The sequence below is a fragment of the Janthinobacterium kochi genome, assembly GCF_051380715.1.
Lineage (GTDB): Bacteria > Pseudomonadota > Gammaproteobacteria > Burkholderiales > Burkholderiaceae_D > Janthinobacterium.
This window is the reverse complement of the sequence record NZ_JBNYXO010000002.1, coordinates 420,398-436,613: the sequence shown is the minus strand read 5'-3', so window position 1 is coordinate 436,613 and position 16,216 is coordinate 420,398. Positions and strand designations below refer to the sequence as shown.

Sequence of the window (16,216 nt, the reverse complement as noted above, 5' to 3'; positions counted from 1 at the left end):
GAGCATCGGAGGCCGCAAATCGCGACGCGCAGTAGGTTATGTTAGGTGCTCTAGGCGGGCAGGTTGAAAACGGCGCAATACAGCTGTCCCAGGCTGACCACGCGGGCGGCCGGAATCTGTGCGGCCAGGGCATGGGCGGGCGCCGCTTGCGTGTCTGTTGCCAGCAGGACGCGCAGGTCCGGATTGAGGCTGCGCGCGTGCGCGATGCGGCGCGCCAGGCCAGCCTGCGCGGCGCCGTCCACGACGCCGTCCAGCGGCACCACCAGCACGCGCGCGGCGATCAGGGCCGAACGGCTGCCCATGGAGTCGCGGCCTTCGCTGTCGATGACGATGTCGTGGTAGCAGTTCACCAGGTGTTCCAGCTCCGGCTGCAAGCCCTTGGCGCTGATGGCACGCGCCATCAGGCGTGGCCGCGTCAGGCTGCCGTGCATGGCGCCGTCGTGCATGTTCCTCGCCTGCGCCATGGCTCCCTGGCGCGGATCGGCATCGAGCAGCAATACCTTGCGTCCGGCCAGCGCCCGCGAGGCGGCCAGCCGCCCGGCCAGGATGGATTTCTCCATTCCCCCGCGTTCATCCGTGATGGCGATGATCATCTTGGCGCACGGCTGGCATGATGTTGGAGGCGGAGACCAGCTGCAGCAAACAGCCTTCGCGCGGCGTGTCCCTGTCACTGGCTGTCCATACGGGCAACTGCATCAATGGTTCCAGTGCTTCGGCCAGCATGTCCTGGCCGGCGGAAGACATCGGCGTCATCGGCAGGCGCAGCTCGTCGCGCACCTTGCCCTGCATGGCCAGCGCCGCCTTCACGGGGCCAGGATTGGGTTCGGCAAACAGCAGTCGGATGACTGGCAGCATGGTCTTGAACAGGACGCCGGCGGCGCCGTGGCGGCCCTGCTTGACCAGGTGGTACAGCTGCGCATACAGGTCGGGGCGTATCTGGGCGGCGGCCGACATGGCACCGTGGCCGCCCATGGACAGACTGGCCAGCAGCAGCGCATCGTCGCCGCACAGCACATCCAGGCGCGTGTCGAGCAGCAGTTCGCCCAGTTGCTGCAGCTTGCCACCCGCTTCCTTGATGGCGACGAAGTGCGAGTCGCGCGCCAGCAGCGCCGCCGTCTGCGGTTCGATATTGACGCCTGTGCGTGCCGGCACGTTGTACAGCACGATGGACTGGTCGGTGGCGGCGGCGATGGCCTGGAAGTGGCGCACGATGCCGTCCTGCGAAGGGCGTACATATGACGGTGCCGAGACCAGCAGGCCGGCCAGCGGATGGTCGTGATAGCGTTGCACGGTGGCGACGACGCTGCGCGTATCGCTGCCACCGATACCCATCACGACGGGGAAGCGGGGACCGATGGCTTCGAGCACGCTATCGAGCAGCATGGTGTGTTCCGCCGCGCTCAGCATGGCCGCTTCGCCCGTGGTGCCGCATACCACCAGACCATCGACGCCGCTGCCGGCCAGCTCGCAAGCGAGCTGCTGGGTGGCGTCGAAGTCGATCTCGCCATCACGGAATGGCGTGACCATCGGCACCCAGATACCCTGGAAGTGCGCGGTGATGCGCGATGAAGACATCGCCTGCTCGCAGGAATACTGGTTCATAGCGATTTCCCCTGGCTGATGCGGCCAAATTCCGCCGCTGGCAGCAGGCGCATGACGGCATCCATGGTCAGGCGCAAGGCCGGCTCCGTCACGCACAGCCATACCTTCATGCGCTCGGCGTGGTCGACTGCCTCGACGCGCATGAACGACAGCATGCCGCCGCACGTCCTGACGACCAGCTGGCGCAGCTCGGCCAGGCAGGACTTGTCGACCGTGATATGCATGAGGAAAGTGGGCAGGCGGGGATGGCGGTGGGGCAGTGCTTGATGTGCTTGATGCGTTTGCAGGCGTGAATGGGGTTCCATGGTGGCTTTGCAGCGGTGGTTGAGGTACGTTCAAGATTAGCAGCGGGGGCGTAAAGATTCTCTAAAAAGCAGGGTCTTCGGTGTAAACGGGCTGTATGCGTTGTGCCTCCGGCGTGTTGCGTGGATGCGCCGCGCATGTGCTTTTGTTACAAAATTGAATCGTGCTTTGGGAGGCAGGGGTTTATATTGAAAACGTCTCCGCTTTCAGCCAGCCTTGCCATGTCAGACGAAAAAGATCCCCAGCATCCCCCTTCCACCGATCCTGCAGCGCCAGCGCCGTCGCGGCCTGACCGGGTGGGCCGCCGGGCGCCCGATGATGAGCACCGCGCGCGCGACGCGGCGCCGCGCTACCTGAAGGATAACGACACGCCGCTGGCGCTGGCCTGGCGGGTGATCTCGTCGCGCTACCGCTCCATGCGCGACAAGGCCAGCCGCGATTTCATGCGGCGCACCCTGCGCATCGGCATCTCGGCGCGCATTTTCCACCCCGAGCCGGGCGCCACTGGCCTGCGCAGCAAGAACCTGCAATATCTGGAAGAGTCGATCGCGCAGTGGGTCATGTCGCGCGATGTGCTGGTGTTCATGATCCCGACCGTCAATACCAGTGGCCAGTTGCACCCGAGCAACATCACCTTGCGCCACTATGCGCGCCACCTGGACGGCCTGGTGCTGCAGGGCGGTGCCGACGTCTCGCCGCAAACGTATTCCGAAGCGGCCACGCGGCCCGAATGGAGCGGCGACCGCGCGCGCGACCTGTACGAGCTGGAACTGCTGCACGAATTCGTCGATGCGGGCAAGCCCGTGCTGGGCATTTGCCGCGGCTGCCAACTGATCAACGTCGGCTTTGGCGGCACCCTGTACCAGGACATCGCCTCGGACGTGGAAGGCGCCACCTCGCACGTCAACGACCTGTATGACCGACACCGCCACACCATCGTTTTCCCGAAAGGCTCGTCGCTGGCGGGCATGTTCCCGAAGGCGGGCGAGGCGCTCGTCAATTCCATCCACCACCAGTCGGTCAAGGACCTGGGGCGCGACGTCACCGTGGAAGCGTATTCGCAAGGGGACAATATCGTCGAAGCCATCCGCTACCAGCGGGCGCGCTTTGTCATGGGCTTGCAGTGGCACCCGGAATTTCATTCGGCGGGCGGCGTCGAACTGCTTGATTGCACGCCCATCCTCGATAATTTCTTGCGCGCGGCGCGGGAGACGCGGTTTTGAGTGCGCACCTGATCCGCCGGCGTACGCTGCTGGCCGGCTTGCTGGTGCTGCCCTTGGCGGGCTTGCGCGCAGCGTCGCGCCCGCATGAAGGCGCGCTGCCGTTTGCGCTGACGTCCGCCGCGCGCGCCCGCACGCTCAAGGCGAAGGTGGCGCCGGCCATTGCGGAACAGGTGCTCAAGGCGGCGCGCAAGGATGCGGCGCGGCCTGTACACCTGATGGCCGAAGTGCGCACGGGCGGCTTGCTGAAGGGAGAAGGCGGGCGCGAAACCAGTCAGCAGGCGCAGGAAGACTGGCGCCAGGCGCGCTTGCAGGCGCTGGCCTGGAGATTATCGGGCGAGATGGCGCATTTCGAGGCGGCGCGCCAGTTGCTGCTGGCCTGGAGCGGTGCTTATCAGCCCTCGTTCAGTCCCGTCGACGAGACGGAGCTGGCCAGCCTGCTGATGGGTTTTGACCTGATACAGGAGCGCCTGAACGGCGTAGAACGCGAGCAGGTGCGGGTATTTTGCCGCACCTTGGCGCAGGGGTATTTGAGTGATCCCATCAAGGTGGGCGGGCCGTCCACGGCGCGCAATAACTGGCATAGCCACCGCATCAAGATCGGTACGGCCGCCGCGTATGTCACGGGCGACGCCTTGCTGGTCGCGCACGCGAAGGAGCGCTTCCTGGCGCACGTGCCGCGCAATATCGGAGCCGGTGGCGTGCCCTTCGATTTCGAGCAGCGCGACGCCCTGCACTACACCACCTACAGCCTGGAGCCGCTGCTGACGACAGCGCTGATGGCGCAGGCGCATGGCGATGACTGGTATGACGCGCCGGAAGCGCGGCGCCTGGCCGAGGCGCTGGCCTGGCTGGCGCCGTATGCGCAGGGCAGAAAGACGCACGAGGAGTTTGCGAAAAGCGCCGTGCCCTTCGACCGCAAGCGCGTGGCGGCCGGTGAAAAGGGCTTTACGGGAGATTGGGAGCGCAAGGGCGCCGCCAATGTGTATCTGCTGGCGGCGCGCTTCGATCCCGCTTACCTGCCGCTGGCGCTGGAATTGCGCCCGCCAGCCTGGGCGCTCGCGCTGTACGGTGCTTAGTGAGAACTTCGCGTTAAAACTTCATGCGCACGGTGAACATCACATTGCGCGGTTCGCCATAAAAACCTGTTCCGAACAGACCCAGACCCGTCAGGTATTTTTTGTTCATCAGGTTGTTGACGTTCAGGCTGGCCGTGACGTTCTTGCTGATGTCATAGCGGCCCAGCAGGTTGACCAGTGCATAGCTGCCCTGCTGCAGGCGCGCATTGTCGTTGGCGGCAGGGTTCCTGACCTCGCCGTGGAAACTGCTTTGCCAGGTCAGGCCGCCGCCCACCGTCACTTTGTCCAGGCTGGCCGGCAGGCGCCAGCTGCCTTGCACTCTTGCCAGGTGGGCCGGCTGCGTGGTTTTCATCGTTTCCGCGAACACTGCCTTGCCATCCTTGTCGCGCACAAGCGCATACGTGTAGCCGGCGCTCAGTTTCACATCCTTCAGCACCTCGCCTGTCACTTCCATTTCCACGCCGCGGCTGGTGACGCCATCGATGGCTTTATACGCTTCTTCGCCGTTGACTTCGCCCACGGAGCTGGCCACATTGCTTTGGCGGATCTGGAACAGGGACGCGCTGGCATTGACCTTGCCGTCGAGATACTCCGCCTTCACACCCGCTTCCACACCCTTGCCGCGCACGGGTGCGAGGAAGTTGCGCTTCACATCGCGGTTGCTTTGCGGCGCAAAGATGGTCGTGTAGCTGCCGAACACGGAATAGGTCTTGTCGAGGTCATACACGACGCCCGCATACGGCGTGATGACGCCGCTTTCGTCCATGCGCGTATGGCTGGGCGTGGCATTGTCGAATAAGCTGCGCTTCTGGTCCATCTTGTAGTTGCTGATCCGCGTGCCGACGATCACCGATAGCGCATCGCTCGGGCGCAGGCGCACGGCGCCATACAGGCCGCTCTGGCGCGTGCTGTCGTTGTCGTTGCCCAGGCGTTTGAACGCCGGTTCCGCGTACTGGCCGCGCCAGTCGAAGTAGCTGCCTCCCACGGGTGGGTAGACCGATTCGTAGACGGGACCATCCTGCTTCGCCGTCGAACTGGAATAGCCGAGCATCGCTTCATGCCGGCGGCCAAACGCGGTAAACGGGCCGCTGGCGTCCACGTTGAAGGTCGTCTGGCGGCGGTCGCCCTTGTATTTGCCCATGTAGAAAAACGCGCCTCCGCCCGTGACAGGGACGGGATTGCCGCCGCTGGCCGAGCCGAGCACGCTGTCATTCTTGCTGCGCAGCTGGTTGGCGCTCAATTTCAGTTTCCACGCGTTGGCGAAGCTGTGTTCCAGCGACGTGAATAAGGTGGTGTTCTGCATGTCGCGGCGGCTCCAGTCGGTGGCCGGATTCCACGCGGTGGGAAAGTTCGTGCGCGTGCCGTCAGAAAACAGCAGGGGAAAGCCCGTCCAGGTGGATCCGCGCGGTTTGTAGTCCTGGTGCGTGAAGCCGGCCATCAGCAGGGTGACTTGTGTCAGGTCCGCCTCGATGATGCCGTAGGCGACCGATTTTTGCTGCGTGTAGCGGTCCAGGTAGGAGTGCTTGTCCTGGTAGGCGCCCACCAGACGGCCGCGCACCGTGCGGCTGTCGTTCAGGGGACCGGAGACATCGACTTCGCCGCGGTAGTTGTCCCACGATCCCGCGCCCAGGGTCGCCGAACCCTCGAATTGGGCGGTGGGGCGCTTGCGCACCATGTTGACGGTGGCCGACGGATCGCCCGAACCGCTCATCAGGCCCGTCGCGCCTTTCAGCACTTCGATGCGGTCATAGATGGCCATGTCGCTATTGGTGGTGCCCCAGTCGTAGACGCCGTCATAGATGGCCGACACGCCGTCGTACTGGAAATTGGTGACGGCAAAGCCGCGCGCCTGAAAGCTCCAGCGGTCGCTGTCGTAGTTTTGCACGCTTACGCCATTGACGTTCTTCATGACGTCGGAAACGGCGTTGCTGTTCTGGTCATCCATCTGCTGGCGCGTGACGATGGTCAGCGACTGCGGCGTTTCGCGCTGCGTCAGAGCCAGGCCCGTGGCGCCGCTGGCGGGGCCGCCCCTATAGCTGCCCGTGCCGCTGGTGGCGGCGCTGCGCTCGGCCGCCGCGACCACGGTGACGCCGCTCATGACGGCCACGCCGCGGCTGTCCGCCGAGGGAGTATTCGCGCCGGCGGGGATATTTCGCAGCAGGTAGCCGCCATTTGATTGCGGCACGGCTTGCAGGCCGCTGCCCGCCAGCAGAACGCGGAAACCGTCTTGTACGCCATAAGTGCCTTGCAGGCCGGCGCTGCGCAAGCCTTGCGTGGCGTCGCTGGAGAACGACAGCAGGATGGCGCTGTCGCTGCCGAAGCGCGTCAGCACGTCGCCCAGGGACCCTGCGGGGATGCTGTAGCTGTGTACTTGCCGGGTTTGTGCCTGGGCCAGCGCCGGCAGGGCCAGGGCCATGCCGATCTGCGACAGGGCGCAGGCGAGGACGGTGCGGGTAAGGAGGGAACGCGAAGCGTGGTGCATGGAATGTAACCTTTCGTGGATGCGCAAGATGGAGACTGCCTATCTACCAAGTCACGCGAGCACGTCGAAACAGCTCACTTTGCAGAAAATAATTGTTAACCCTGCGCCAGTTCCACGCGCACCACCTGACGGCCCCAGAAGCGCGTGACGGTATGGCGCCGCAGTTGCAGGCTGGCGCTGACGGCGTCGAGGATGGCGCCGACGTCGGCCAGCGGGTAGGAGCCGGAGACGCGCAGGCCGGCGACGGCGGGCGCGCAGGTCAATCGATGGTCGCTGTAGCGCGACAGCTCGGCGAGGAAATCGGCCAGGCGCATGTCGCGCGCCACCAGCATGCCATTGAGCCACGCGCCGCCAAACGGCGCCAGCGCCTGGCGGTGCACGCCGGTGCCGTCGAAATGCGCGCCTTCGCCGGGATGCAGCAGCAGACGCTGCGCGCCGTCATCGGCCAGCACGGCGACGGCCCCTTCGAGCACGCCGGTGCTGGCATAGCCATCGTGCAGGCGCACGGTGAAACGCGTGCCCAGCGCCTGCAGGCTGCCGTGCGGCGTGCCGACGAAGAAGGGGCGCTGCGCCGCATCCTTGCCGGTAGCGATGAAGATTTCGCCGGCCAGCAGTTCGATGCGGCGCTGTGCGCCGTCGTAAGCGATATTCACGGCGCTATTGGTATTGAGCGTGAGCCGCGTGCCGTCATCGAGGGTCACGGCTCGGCGCTGGTTGACGGCCGTGCGGTAGTCGGCCATCCAGCCGCGCCAGGGGCTGCGGCGTTCGAACGCATACAGCGAGGCGCCGCAGGCCAGCAGCAGTGCCAGAGTCTTGACGGCTTGGCGGCGCGGCGCGTTCGCGTGCACGCAGGCGCGCAGCAGGGTCGCGTGCATGGCGGGCGGCAGGTGTTCATGCTGCGTTTGCAGCTGCTGCCACGCCAGCGTGGCGCTGCCGGCGCGCTGCAGATGACGCTTGACGGTGGCCAGCGAGATGCCGAGCCGGCGCGCGATGTCTTCCTGCGGCAGTTCGTCGAGCTGGCGCAGCAGGAAAGCCCGTTTCACGGGAGGCGGCAAGCCGTCGAGCATGCGGTCGAGTTCAAACACGGTGGCCAGCAGCAGTGCCCGTTCTTCCGGCGACGGTGCATGCCGGGGCGGCAGCTGCGACAGCACGTCGAGGTAAGCCTGTTCCAGCTTCTGGCGGCGGTAATGGTTGAACAGCACGCGTTGCGCCACGGTAGCGAGATAGGCGCGCGGCTCGCGCGCGGCGACGGCGTCTTCGCGGTCGAGCAGGCGCATGAAAGTGTCCTGCGCCACATCGGCCGCGCAAGCCGTGCTGCCCAGTTTCTTGCGCAGCCAGCCCTGCAGCCAGCCGTGGTGGTCGGCGTACAGTGTCGCGATGTCCTGGCGTTGTAGCGGCTTTGCCAGCGGCATCGCGTTCCCCTTGCATGGCTGGTCCGGGTGGACTGGTGTTTTTAAACAATAATAAGAATCATTCTCACTTATTGTAACAAGCGGGGGCGGAGGATGTAAATGATGAGGAGACGGGGTGTGGTTTTTTTGGGTTTGCGTTGTTGAATGCCGGGGTCTGACCCGGCGGGTCAGACCCCGGCAGTTCACGGCGGGACTCGGCGTCCCCGTCAGACCCCATGGACGCGACGTTGGCTGGGCCAGCCAACGTCAGTAGTTCATCGGCTCACCGCGAAAACACCGGATTGCCGAATCGACCATGCCCTCGGCGCTGCCCTGCAGGCTGTGCTGCTTGCGCAGGTATTGCGCATCGCTCCATTGCTTGGCCACGTCCGACAGGTGTTTCAGGGCCGGCGTGCTGCCCAGCGCCTCGGCGTGCGGTTCCATCTTGCGCAGGGTGGTCATGATGTCTTCGCGCAGCGACATCGTTTCGTAGGTTTTCGGATGCGTGATGGCGCCGTCGAGGCCGAAGCGGCAAGCCTGGAAGCGGTTGTAGTTATACACGAGGTAATCGTCTTCGACCGGCGGCACCTCCTTGCGTTCGAGCAGGTAGCGGCACAGGGCCTGCAGGTAGGCGGCCAGCGCAGCGGCCCGCTCCACCGTCAGCGGCGTGTCGCACACGCGCAGCTCGATGGTGCCGAATTCCGGCTTGGGACGTATGTCCCAGTAAAAATCCTTCATGCTCTTGATGATGCCCGTGTTCTCCATCTTGGCGAAGTACTCGTTGGAGAACTGCTCCCAGCTCAGCGTAAACGGCGCGCGCCCGCTCATGGGGAAGGCGAACACGGAGTTCAGGCGCGCCGAATCGAACAGGGTGTCGCGCCCCTGCACGTAGGGTGAGGAAGCCGACAGGGCGATGAAGTGGGGGATGTAGCGGTTCAGCGAATGCAGCAGGAACATGGCGTCGTCGCCCGAGGCGCAGCCGATGTGCACGTGCTGGCCGAAGATGGTGAACTGCTTGGCCAGGTAGCCGTACAGTTCCGAAATCTCCTGGAAGCGGGGCTTGGAAAAGATCTTTTGCGACGACCATTGCTGGAACGGGTGTGTGCCGCCGCCGGCGATGCCGATATTGAGCTTGTCGCCGGCCGTGATCAAGGTGTCGCGGATTTCCTGCAACTGCTCCAGCAGGGGGCCGTGATGCGTGTGCACGCTCGAGTTAATCTCGATCATGCTCTCGGTGATTTCCGGCGTGACGTTGCCGGGGAACGGCTTTTTATTCAGCAGATGCAGCAGGTCGGGGCTGGCGGCCGTCAAATCATAGTCCGACAGGTTCACCAGTTGCAGTTCGAGTTCGACGCCGAAGGTCAGCGCGGCCGATTGGCCAAAGGGTTCCAGCGGCATTTAGCGCTCCTTGATTTCGTGGGTTTCTTTTGCCAGCATCAGCACGCGCTGGACCAGCACGGGGCCAACCAGTTCCAGGCCCAGGGTGATGGCGGCCAGGGCGTTCAATTCGTCGCCGAAGTTCACGCCGTGCTGGCGCGCGTGCTCGAGCAGCAGGATGATGAAGACGGAGACGGGCGTCAGTGCCACACCCGTCAGCACCCCCTTGCGCCAGGAAATGCCGCTCACATGCGAAAAGGCGGCCACGCCGACGACTTTGGACAGCAGGCGCCCGCCGACGACGGCCAGTGCCAGGCCCGCGCCGGCTGCCACGCTGGCCCATTCCAGGGTCGAGGCGGCATACACGAACAGCAGCACCGTCAGCAGTTCGCCCAGCGCGCCGAAATTGCGCTGCGCCTGGCTGAAGGCGACCCTGCGGTGGCGCGCCACCAGGCCGAAGGTGAGGGTGGCCAGCAGTGGCGACAGGCTGGTGGTGTAGGTCAGGGCGACCAGCAGCATCACCGACAGCGCGAACGCCACGGTGGCATCCTGCGCCATATTACCCAGGCGGCGCAGCATGGCCGGCACGACGATGCCGAAGACGGTGCCGGCGGCCACGGAGGCGGCCAGCACGGCGGCGCTGCTGCTGCTCGCTTCGATCAGGTCGGTGGAGCTCTGGAACATCCAGAAGCCGACGATGATGTTGAACGTGAAGACGGCCAGGACGCAATTGAGGGCGGTGAGGTGGACGATGCGTTCCGTAACCTGGCCCGAGCTGCGTTCTTCGTTGATGACGCGCATGATGGTGGCCGGCGAAGTGGACATGGCCAGCGAGGCCAGCAGCAGCGCCGTCATCGAGGTGCTGCCGAATTCGATGCCGATGAAGTACACGACGGCAAAAGTCAGTAGCGATTCGACCAGGCCCGTGACGGCGATCCACGGATTGTTCTTCAGCCAGCGCAGGTTGATGCGGTAGCCCACCTCGAACAGGATGAGGCCGAAGGCCACGTCGGCCAGCACCAGCATGGGACCGGCGTCCGTCTGCGGCAGGATGCCTACCTGCGTCTGCGCGAGGACGAAGCCAATCACGCCATAAAAACTGATGCGCGGCAGACCCGTCCAGCGGTGGCCGAATTCGCCCACCACCCAGGCCAGGGTAATGGCGAACGGCCAGGACAGGTCGGCGGCGATCGAGATCAGACTTTGCATGCTCATTCCTTTGAAAATGGCGCTGGCACCGGCCGGCAGCACGGGGCTGGCGCGGCAATGTCGTGGTGCAGCGATGGTGCATGGTTTGCGCAGAGCGATGCGCCGATTCTACCGGAGCAGAAGGCGCGCACGATGTGCGCAATCGAACAGTGTCGTGGCCATGGCGGCCGCGCACAGGATGCAGCAGCTTAGGGTAGGGCTGGTATCAGCGTATGGTACCGGCCCGCAGCGGAGAGGCTCCGCACGGTAGTGCCGTGTTGCAGTGTACGGCATGGCGGCCTCCTGCCGCCATGGACTTTTTGTTGCGTACCTTTATTTACTGAGCAGACGCATGCCCCGTTCCAGCCCGTCGATTGACAGGGGGAACATGCGGTTGTTCATCAATTGTCGCATCACGCCGATCGACTGACGGTACTGCCATAATCCTTCCGCCTCGGGATTGAGCCAGATGAATTTCGGGAACGCCTGGGTAAAGCGCGCCAGCCACGTCGATCCCGCTTCCTCGTTGTTGTATTCGACCGAACCGCCCGGCTGCAGGATTTCATAGGGGCTCATGGTGGCGTCACCGACGAAAATCAGCTTGGTGTCGGGCGGGTATTTGCGCAGCACGTCCCAGGTGGGAAAACGCTCGGCGTTGCGGCGCCGGTTGTTCTTCCACAAGGTGTCGTAGACGCAGTTATGGAAGTAAAAGAACTCCATGTTCTTGAATTCCGTCTTCGCCGCCGAAAACAGCTCCTCGGTACGCTCGATATGGTCGTCCATGCTGCCGCCTACGTCAAACAGCATCAGCACCTTGATGCGGTTCTTGCGCTCGGGCCGCATCCGGATGTCGAGGTAGCCCGCGTTGTTGGCCGTGGCGGCGATGGTGGCGTCGAGCGCCAGTTCGTCTTCCGCGCCTTCGCGCGCGAACTTGCGCAGGCGGCGCAGGGCCACCTTGATGTTGCGCGTGCCCAGTTCGCGCTCGCCGTCGTAATCCTTGTAGCTGCGCGCTTCCCACACTTTTACCGCAGTGCGGCTGCCGCCCTTGCCGCCGATACGGATGCCTTCCGGATTCGTGCCGCCGTTGCCAAACGGCGACGTGCCGCCCGTGCCGATCCACTTGCTGCCGCCCTCGTGGCGTTCCTTCTGTTCCTTCAGCAGCTCGTTCAGGCGGTCCATCAGCTTGTCGTAGCCGAATTTCTCCAGCTGCGCCTTCTGTTCCTCGGACAATTCGCGCTGCATGCGTTTCAGCAGCCAGTCGAGGGGAATCGCCGCGTTCGTGTCGAAGGCCGCGTTGACACCCTTGAAGTACTGGGCAAACGCGCGGTCGAACTTGTCGAAATGGGCTTCATCCTTGACCAGGGTCAGGCGCGACAGATAGTAAAAATCGTCCATCGATGCATCGATGACGTTCTTTTGCAGCGCCTCAAGAAGCGTCAAAAACTCCTTGATCGAGACGGGAATCTTCGCATCCTTGAGCGTGAAGAAGAAATCGATCAGCATGGCGCTGCCTCTGTCCCTGCCTCTGTCCCTTCGCCTCCTGCGCAAGGCAGTGCGGCGATGGGGCGCTGCGCCAGCTTGTAGCGCAAATGGGCGGCAATTTCCGGCCACTCGCCGCGCGTGATGCTGTACATGACCGTGTCGCGCACGGTGCCGTCGCGGCGTAGCGCATGGTGGCGCAGCACGCCATCCTTTTTCGCGCCCAGACGTTCGATGGCCGCCTGTGAGGCATGGTTGAAGTTGTCGGTGCGAAAACCCACCAGCGCGCAGCCGAGGGTATCGAAGGCGTGCGCCAGCAGCAGTAATTTGCAGGTGGTGTTGACGTGGCTGCGCTGGCAGCGCTGCGCATACCAGGTGTAGCCGATTTCCAGGCGGCCAATACTAGGTATCACGTCGTGGTAGCTGGTGGTGCCGAGCACCTCGCCGCTGGCCGCGTCGATGACGGCAAAGGCGAAGCGCGAAGGGCGCATCTCGATGCCCTTGAAAATGTACTGGTCCACCTGGTCCGGTTCGGGCACGGAGGTGACGCGCAGATTCCACAGCTCGCCATCCGTGGCCGCCGCGCGCAGGCCAGGCGCGTGGTGCGGCGCCAGTGCTTCGAGGCGGATGCCGTGCAATTCCAGTGGGACGAAGACCTTGTCCGGGCTGATGTCGTTCACCGGTGCTCCTTAGCGGTTGGTGCGCGACATGAACATCAGGCGCTCGAACAGGTGCACGTCCTGCTCGTTTTTCAGCAGCGCGCCGTGCAGCGGCGGCACGACGGTCTTGTTGTCCTTGCTGCGCAGCGCGTCAAAGGGGATGTCTTCGGCCAGCAGGAGCTTGAGCCAGTCGAGGAATTCCGACGTCGACGGTTTTTTCTTCAAGCCTGGCACGTCGCGCACTTCATAGAAGGTTTGCAGGGCCTGCGCCAGCAATTCCTGTTTCAGGTGCGGGTAGTGGACGGCGACGATCTGCTCCATCGTGTCCTTGTCCGGGAATTTGATGTAGTGGAAGAAGCAGCGGCGCAAGAAGGCGTCCGGCAATTCCTTCTCGTTGTTGGAGGTGATGATGACCAGCGGGCGGTGGCGCGCCGTGACCATTTCGCGCGTCTCATACACATAGAATTCCATGCGATCGAGTTCGCGCAGCAGGTCGTTGGGGAATTCGATATCGGCCTTGTCGATTTCATCGATCAAGAGCACCACTGGTTCGGGCGCCGTGAATGCCTGCCACAGCACGCCCTTGACGATGTAGTTCTGGATATCGCGCACGCGCTCGTCGCCCAGTTGCGAATCGCGCAGGCGCGACACGGCGTCGTATTCGTACAGGCCCTGCTGCGCCTTGGTGGTCGATTTGATATGCCATTGCATCAGCGGCATGTTCAGCGCGGCGGCCACTTCCTCGGCCAGCATGGTCTTGCCCGTGCCAGGTTCGCCCTTGATCAGCAGCGGGCGTTGCAGGGTCAGCGCCGCGTTCACGGCCAGTTTCAGGTCGGCGGTGGCGACATAGCTGTCGGAACCTTCGAAGCGTTGGCCTTGCTGGGTGTGCTGTGCTTGCATGAGCGGTCTGCCAAAGTGGGTAAAGGGTGAGTATAAACAGAACTGTGGCGCACCGCCACGCGGACGGCCTGTGCCCGCCTGCCTACAATGCGGGTTTTATAGGTGGACTTGCAAGAATATCTTGGCTAGAATCGGCAAGCAGCAGATTAATTGTCAACCTTAATTGTCAACACATAAGATCAAAAAAAACCAGCTCTGGCGTTTCTCCGATTACCTTTGTTCACATTGCCACTATGAAAAAAATATTTGCACTTCTCGTGCTTGCCGGCATAGCAAATGCCGTCACAGCGGCTGACATTGTAGGAAACGCCAAGGCAGCGACTGCCAAGGTGGAAATGTGTATCGGTTGCCACGGCATTCCCGGTTACAAGGCGACCTTCCCCGAAGTGTTCCAGGTACCGATGATCGGTGGCCAGCCGGCAAAATATATCGAAAATGCGCTGCAAGCCTACAAGAAGGGCGATCGCAAGCACCCCAGCATGAAGGGCATTGCCAGCAGCCTGTCTGACCAGGACATCGCCGATGTCGCCGCGTATTATGCGCAACAAGCCAAGCCGAACTGAGGATCAGCCCGATGAAAACACTACTCGCCGCCCTCGTTTGTGCCACCGTCTCGTTCGGCGCCAGCGCCGCCGGCAATATCAACACGGGCAAGGCCCTGGCCGAAAAATACAGCTGCGCGACCTGCCATGGCAAGGATTACGCTTCGCCCATCGACCCGTCGTACCCGAAACTGGCGGGCCAGCACAAGGATTACCTGGAACACGCCCTGACGGCGTATAAACGGGGCGACAAGGCCAACGGCCGCAACAACGCCATCATGACTGGCCAGGTGAAACCGCTGAGTAACCAGGACATCAAGGACCTGGCCGCCTACTTCCAGAGCCTGCCGACCACGCTGGTGACGCAGCGCTGAGCGGTATCGCCGGCTCAGGCTTTCAGGCCGACCCGGCGCGCCAGTTTATGTAGATTGCTGGCGTCCAACCCCAATTGGCGCGCCGCAGCGGCCCAGTTATCCTGATGCAGGAGCAGCGCTTGCCGGATGGCCTGGCGCTGGCTCGCTTCCACGATCTGATGCATCGACAGCAGCGGCGCTGCCGGTGTGCTGCACGCGGCTGGCACTGGCGGCAGCGCATCCATGCCGGCCGGCGCTTCCAGCGCATCGAGGTCGAGCATATCCGTTTCCAGGGTCACGATGTCCTTGCGGTTCGCGCCGCGGATCACCGCTTTCAGCGCGGCCCGGCTGATCACATGTTCGAGTTCGCGCACATTGCCCGGCCAGCGGTAATGGCAGAGCGCGTTTTCCGCCGCAGCGGACAGGCGCAGGCTGCGCAGGCCCAGGCGCGCGCGGTTCAGTTCCAGGAAACCGCCGGCCAGCAGCAGCACGTCATTGCCCCGCTCGCGCAGCGGCGGAATCGGCACGGGATACACGGATAAACGGTGATACAGGTCGGCGCGGAACGTGCCGTCGCGCACATGCTCGCGCAGGCTGCGGTTGGTGGCGGCGATCACGCGCACGTTGACCCGGCGTGGCCGGTCCGCGCCCAGGCGCTGGATTTCGCCATTTTGCAGGGTGCGCAGCAGCTTGGCCTGGATGGACAATGGCAATTCGCCCACTTCATCGAGAAACAGGGTGCCCCCTTCGGCCGCTTCGAAGCGGCCTGGCCGGTCGCTGACGGCGCCGGAAAACGCCCCGCGCACATGGCCAAACAATTCGCTTTCGGCCAGGGACTCGGGCAAGGCCGCGCAATTGACGTGGATCAGCGGCTTGCCGGCGCGGCGCGACAGGCGGTGCAGACGGTGCGCGCACAGTTCCTTGCCCACGCCCGTTTCGCCCAGCAGCAGCACGGGCAGATCCGATTCGGCCACCACCTGCAATTCGTGCAGCAGCTGCATGATGGCGCTGCTCTGGCCGACGAAGTCGTGTTCCTCGCGCGGCGCTTGCGCATCGGCCAGCATGGCGCCGCCCGACAGGCGCAGCGCGCGGATTTCCGTTTCCAGGCGGGTCACGCGCACGGCCGCCTCGATGGCGCAGGCCAGCTCGCCCAGGTCGCGCTGCGCGCGCGCGTCGAAGGTGCCCACCTGCAGCGCATCGAGCGTGATCACGCCCCAGCGTTCACCTTCCAGGTCCAGCGCCATGCCCATGCAATCGTGCACGGGCAGTGGTTCGCCAGCCCGCTCGGCGATCAGGCCATCGTAGGGATCGGGCAGGGAGCTGTCGTGATGGAAGCACAGTACGCCGCGCCGCTGCAGGATGGCGGCCAGGCGCGGATGGTCGGCGACGGCGAAGCGGCGCCCCAGCGCGTCGCTGGCCAGGCCGGCCATCGCCACGGGGCGCAGGTGCTCGCCATCGAGCTTGAGCAAGGCCACGGCCTCGCAGCCGAAGTGCGCGCGCAGGCTGCCGACCAGGCGCTGCAGGCGCACGGCCACGGGAAGGTCGGCGACCAGGTCGGTGAGTAACAGCAGGTGGATGGCAGTGGTGGTCATAAGTACCATGCAGGGTACAACGAACCACGGCAAGCCAGGGTAATTACGA

The 16,216-nt window shown here is 64.0% G+C and carries 15 protein-coding genes and 1 pseudogene; 4 read left to right on the top strand and 12 right to left on the bottom strand.

Annotated features, from left to right (window positions below):
* Window positions 1-50: 50 nt before the first annotated feature.
* From ACQ4WL_RS06330 to ACQ4WL_RS06320, 3 genes are read right to left on the bottom strand one after another with little or no spacing between them, the layout of a single operon-like run.
* Window positions 51-560 carry a P-loop NTPase family protein gene (locus tag ACQ4WL_RS06330; protein WP_436508791.1) on the bottom strand — a complete coding sequence of 170 codons (510 nt, stop codon included), beginning with the start codon at window positions 558-560 and terminating at the stop codon, window positions 51-53.
* 10 nt (window positions 561-570) lie between these two features.
* A complete protein-coding gene (gene dapA / locus ACQ4WL_RS06325; RefSeq protein WP_436508790.1) occupies window positions 571-1,602 on the bottom strand; it encodes a 4-hydroxy-tetrahydrodipicolinate synthase in 1,032 nt (343 codons plus the stop codon).
* Window positions 1,599-1,907, bottom strand: coding sequence for a hypothetical protein (locus tag ACQ4WL_RS06320; protein ID WP_243136064.1), 309 nt, complete (start codon window positions 1,905-1,907; stop codon window positions 1,599-1,601). Before ACQ4WL_RS06320 ends, dapA begins: the two co-directional genes overlap by 4 nt.
* Window positions 1,908-2,126: 219 nt before the next feature.
* Between ACQ4WL_RS06320 and ACQ4WL_RS06315 the strand changes: the two genes are divergently transcribed.
* Window positions 2,127-3,128, top strand: coding sequence for a gamma-glutamyl-gamma-aminobutyrate hydrolase family protein (locus ACQ4WL_RS06315; RefSeq protein WP_436508789.1), 1,002 nt, complete (start codon window positions 2,127-2,129; stop codon window positions 3,126-3,128).
* On the top strand, window positions 3,125-4,204 hold the full coding sequence (locus ACQ4WL_RS06310; protein ID WP_436508787.1) for an alginate lyase family protein: 1,080 nt from the start codon (window positions 3,125-3,127) through the stop codon (window positions 4,202-4,204). The genes ACQ4WL_RS06315 and ACQ4WL_RS06310 overlap by 4 nt, the downstream gene beginning before the upstream one ends.
* 13 nt (window positions 4,205-4,217) lie before the next feature.
* On the opposite strand, the gene ACQ4WL_RS06305 is transcribed toward ACQ4WL_RS06310, so the two are convergent.
* The 8 genes and pseudogenes from ACQ4WL_RS06305 to ACQ4WL_RS06270 form a co-directional block, all read right to left on the bottom strand.
* The gene (locus ACQ4WL_RS06305) at window positions 4,218-6,686 is read right to left on the bottom strand and encodes a TonB-dependent siderophore receptor (RefSeq protein WP_436508786.1); all 2,469 of its coding nucleotides are present in this window, start codon (window positions 6,684-6,686) and stop codon (window positions 4,218-4,220) included.
* 95 nt (window positions 6,687-6,781) lie between these two features.
* On the bottom strand, window positions 6,782-7,426 hold the full coding sequence (locus ACQ4WL_RS06300; RefSeq protein WP_436509104.1) for a FecR domain-containing protein: 645 nt from the start codon (window positions 7,424-7,426) through the stop codon (window positions 6,782-6,784).
* Between the two features lie 189 nt (window positions 7,427-7,615).
* Window positions 7,616-8,098 (bottom strand): annotated as a pseudogene (locus tag ACQ4WL_RS06295) (sigma-70 family RNA polymerase sigma factor); the annotation flags it as partial.
* A gap of 246 nt (window positions 8,099-8,344) precedes the next feature.
* Window positions 8,345-9,475, bottom strand: coding sequence for a YbdK family carboxylate-amine ligase (locus ACQ4WL_RS06290; protein ID WP_071075480.1), 1,131 nt, complete (start codon window positions 9,473-9,475; stop codon window positions 8,345-8,347).
* The gene (locus ACQ4WL_RS06285) at window positions 9,476-10,663 is read right to left on the bottom strand and encodes a cation:proton antiporter (RefSeq protein ID WP_436508785.1); all 1,188 of its coding nucleotides are present in this window, start codon (window positions 10,661-10,663) and stop codon (window positions 9,476-9,478) included. It lies immediately after the preceding gene.
* A 312-nt stretch (window positions 10,664-10,975) separates the two neighbouring features.
* Window positions 10,976-12,145, bottom strand: coding sequence for a vWA domain-containing protein (locus ACQ4WL_RS06280; RefSeq protein ID WP_436508783.1), 1,170 nt, complete (start codon window positions 12,143-12,145; stop codon window positions 10,976-10,978).
* Complete coding sequence (locus tag ACQ4WL_RS06275) at window positions 12,139-12,801, bottom strand: GNAT family N-acetyltransferase (protein ID WP_436508782.1); 663 nt, start codon at window positions 12,799-12,801, stop codon at window positions 12,139-12,141. The genes ACQ4WL_RS06280 and ACQ4WL_RS06275 overlap by 7 nt, the downstream gene beginning before the upstream one ends.
* 9 nt (window positions 12,802-12,810) lie before the next feature.
* A complete protein-coding gene (locus ACQ4WL_RS06270; protein WP_230520586.1) occupies window positions 12,811-13,680 on the bottom strand; it encodes an AAA family ATPase in 870 nt (289 codons plus the stop codon).
* A 233-nt stretch (window positions 13,681-13,913) separates the two neighbouring features.
* On the opposite strand from ACQ4WL_RS06270, the gene ACQ4WL_RS06265 reads away from it, so the two are divergent.
* Both ACQ4WL_RS06265 and ACQ4WL_RS06260 read left to right on the top strand, forming a co-directional pair.
* A complete protein-coding gene (locus ACQ4WL_RS06265) occupies window positions 13,914-14,243 on the top strand; it encodes a c-type cytochrome (protein WP_092796428.1) in 330 nt (109 codons plus the stop codon).
* Between the two features lie 11 nt (window positions 14,244-14,254).
* Entirely contained in the window at window positions 14,255-14,596 is a 342-nt protein-coding gene (locus ACQ4WL_RS06260; RefSeq protein WP_436508779.1) for a c-type cytochrome, read from the top strand.
* Between the two features lie 14 nt (window positions 14,597-14,610).
* Here ACQ4WL_RS06260 and norR read toward each other — a convergent pair whose 3' ends face one another.
* On the bottom strand, window positions 14,611-16,167 hold the full coding sequence (norR, locus tag ACQ4WL_RS06255; RefSeq protein WP_436508777.1) for a nitric oxide reductase transcriptional regulator NorR: 1,557 nt from the start codon (window positions 16,165-16,167) through the stop codon (window positions 14,611-14,613).
* Between the last annotated feature and the right edge of the window lie 49 nt (window positions 16,168-16,216).

Coding starts and splice junctions, on each gene's coding strand:
- ACQ4WL_RS06330 (WP_436508791.1), bottom strand. CDS start 560: ATGGAGAAATCCATCCTGGCCGGGCGGCTGGCCGCCTCGCGGGCGCTG.
- dapA (WP_436508790.1), bottom strand. CDS start 1,602: ATGAACCAGTATTCCTGCGAGCAGGCGATGTCTTCATCGCGCATCACC.
- ACQ4WL_RS06320 (WP_243136064.1), bottom strand. CDS start 1,907: ATGGAACCCCATTCACGCCTGCAAACGCATCAAGCACATCAAGCACTG.
- ACQ4WL_RS06315 (WP_436508789.1), top strand. CDS start 2,127: ATGTCAGACGAAAAAGATCCCCAGCATCCCCCTTCCACCGATCCTGCA.
- ACQ4WL_RS06305 (WP_436508786.1), bottom strand. CDS start 6,686: ATGCACCACGCTTCGCGTTCCCTCCTTACCCGCACCGTCCTCGCCTGC.
- ACQ4WL_RS06300 (WP_436509104.1), bottom strand. CDS start 7,426: ATGGCCGACTACCGCACGGCCGTCAACCAGCGCCGAGCCGTGACCCTC.
- ACQ4WL_RS06290 (WP_071075480.1), bottom strand. CDS start 9,475: ATGCCGCTGGAACCCTTTGGCCAATCGGCCGCGCTGACCTTCGGCGTC.
- ACQ4WL_RS06285 (WP_436508785.1), bottom strand. CDS start 10,663: ATGCAAAGTCTGATCTCGATCGCCGCCGACCTGTCCTGGCCGTTCGCC.
- ACQ4WL_RS06280 (WP_436508783.1), bottom strand. CDS start 12,145: ATGCTGATCGATTTCTTCTTCACGCTCAAGGATGCGAAGATTCCCGTC.
- ACQ4WL_RS06270 (WP_230520586.1), bottom strand. CDS start 13,680: ATGCAAGCACAGCACACCCAGCAAGGCCAACGCTTCGAAGGTTCCGAC.
- ACQ4WL_RS06265 (WP_092796428.1), top strand. CDS start 13,914: ATGAAAAAAATATTTGCACTTCTCGTGCTTGCCGGCATAGCAAATGCC.
- ACQ4WL_RS06260 (WP_436508779.1), top strand. CDS start 14,255: ATGAAAACACTACTCGCCGCCCTCGTTTGTGCCACCGTCTCGTTCGGC.
- norR (WP_436508777.1), bottom strand. CDS start 16,167: ATGACCACCACTGCCATCCACCTGCTGTTACTCACCGACCTGGTCGCC.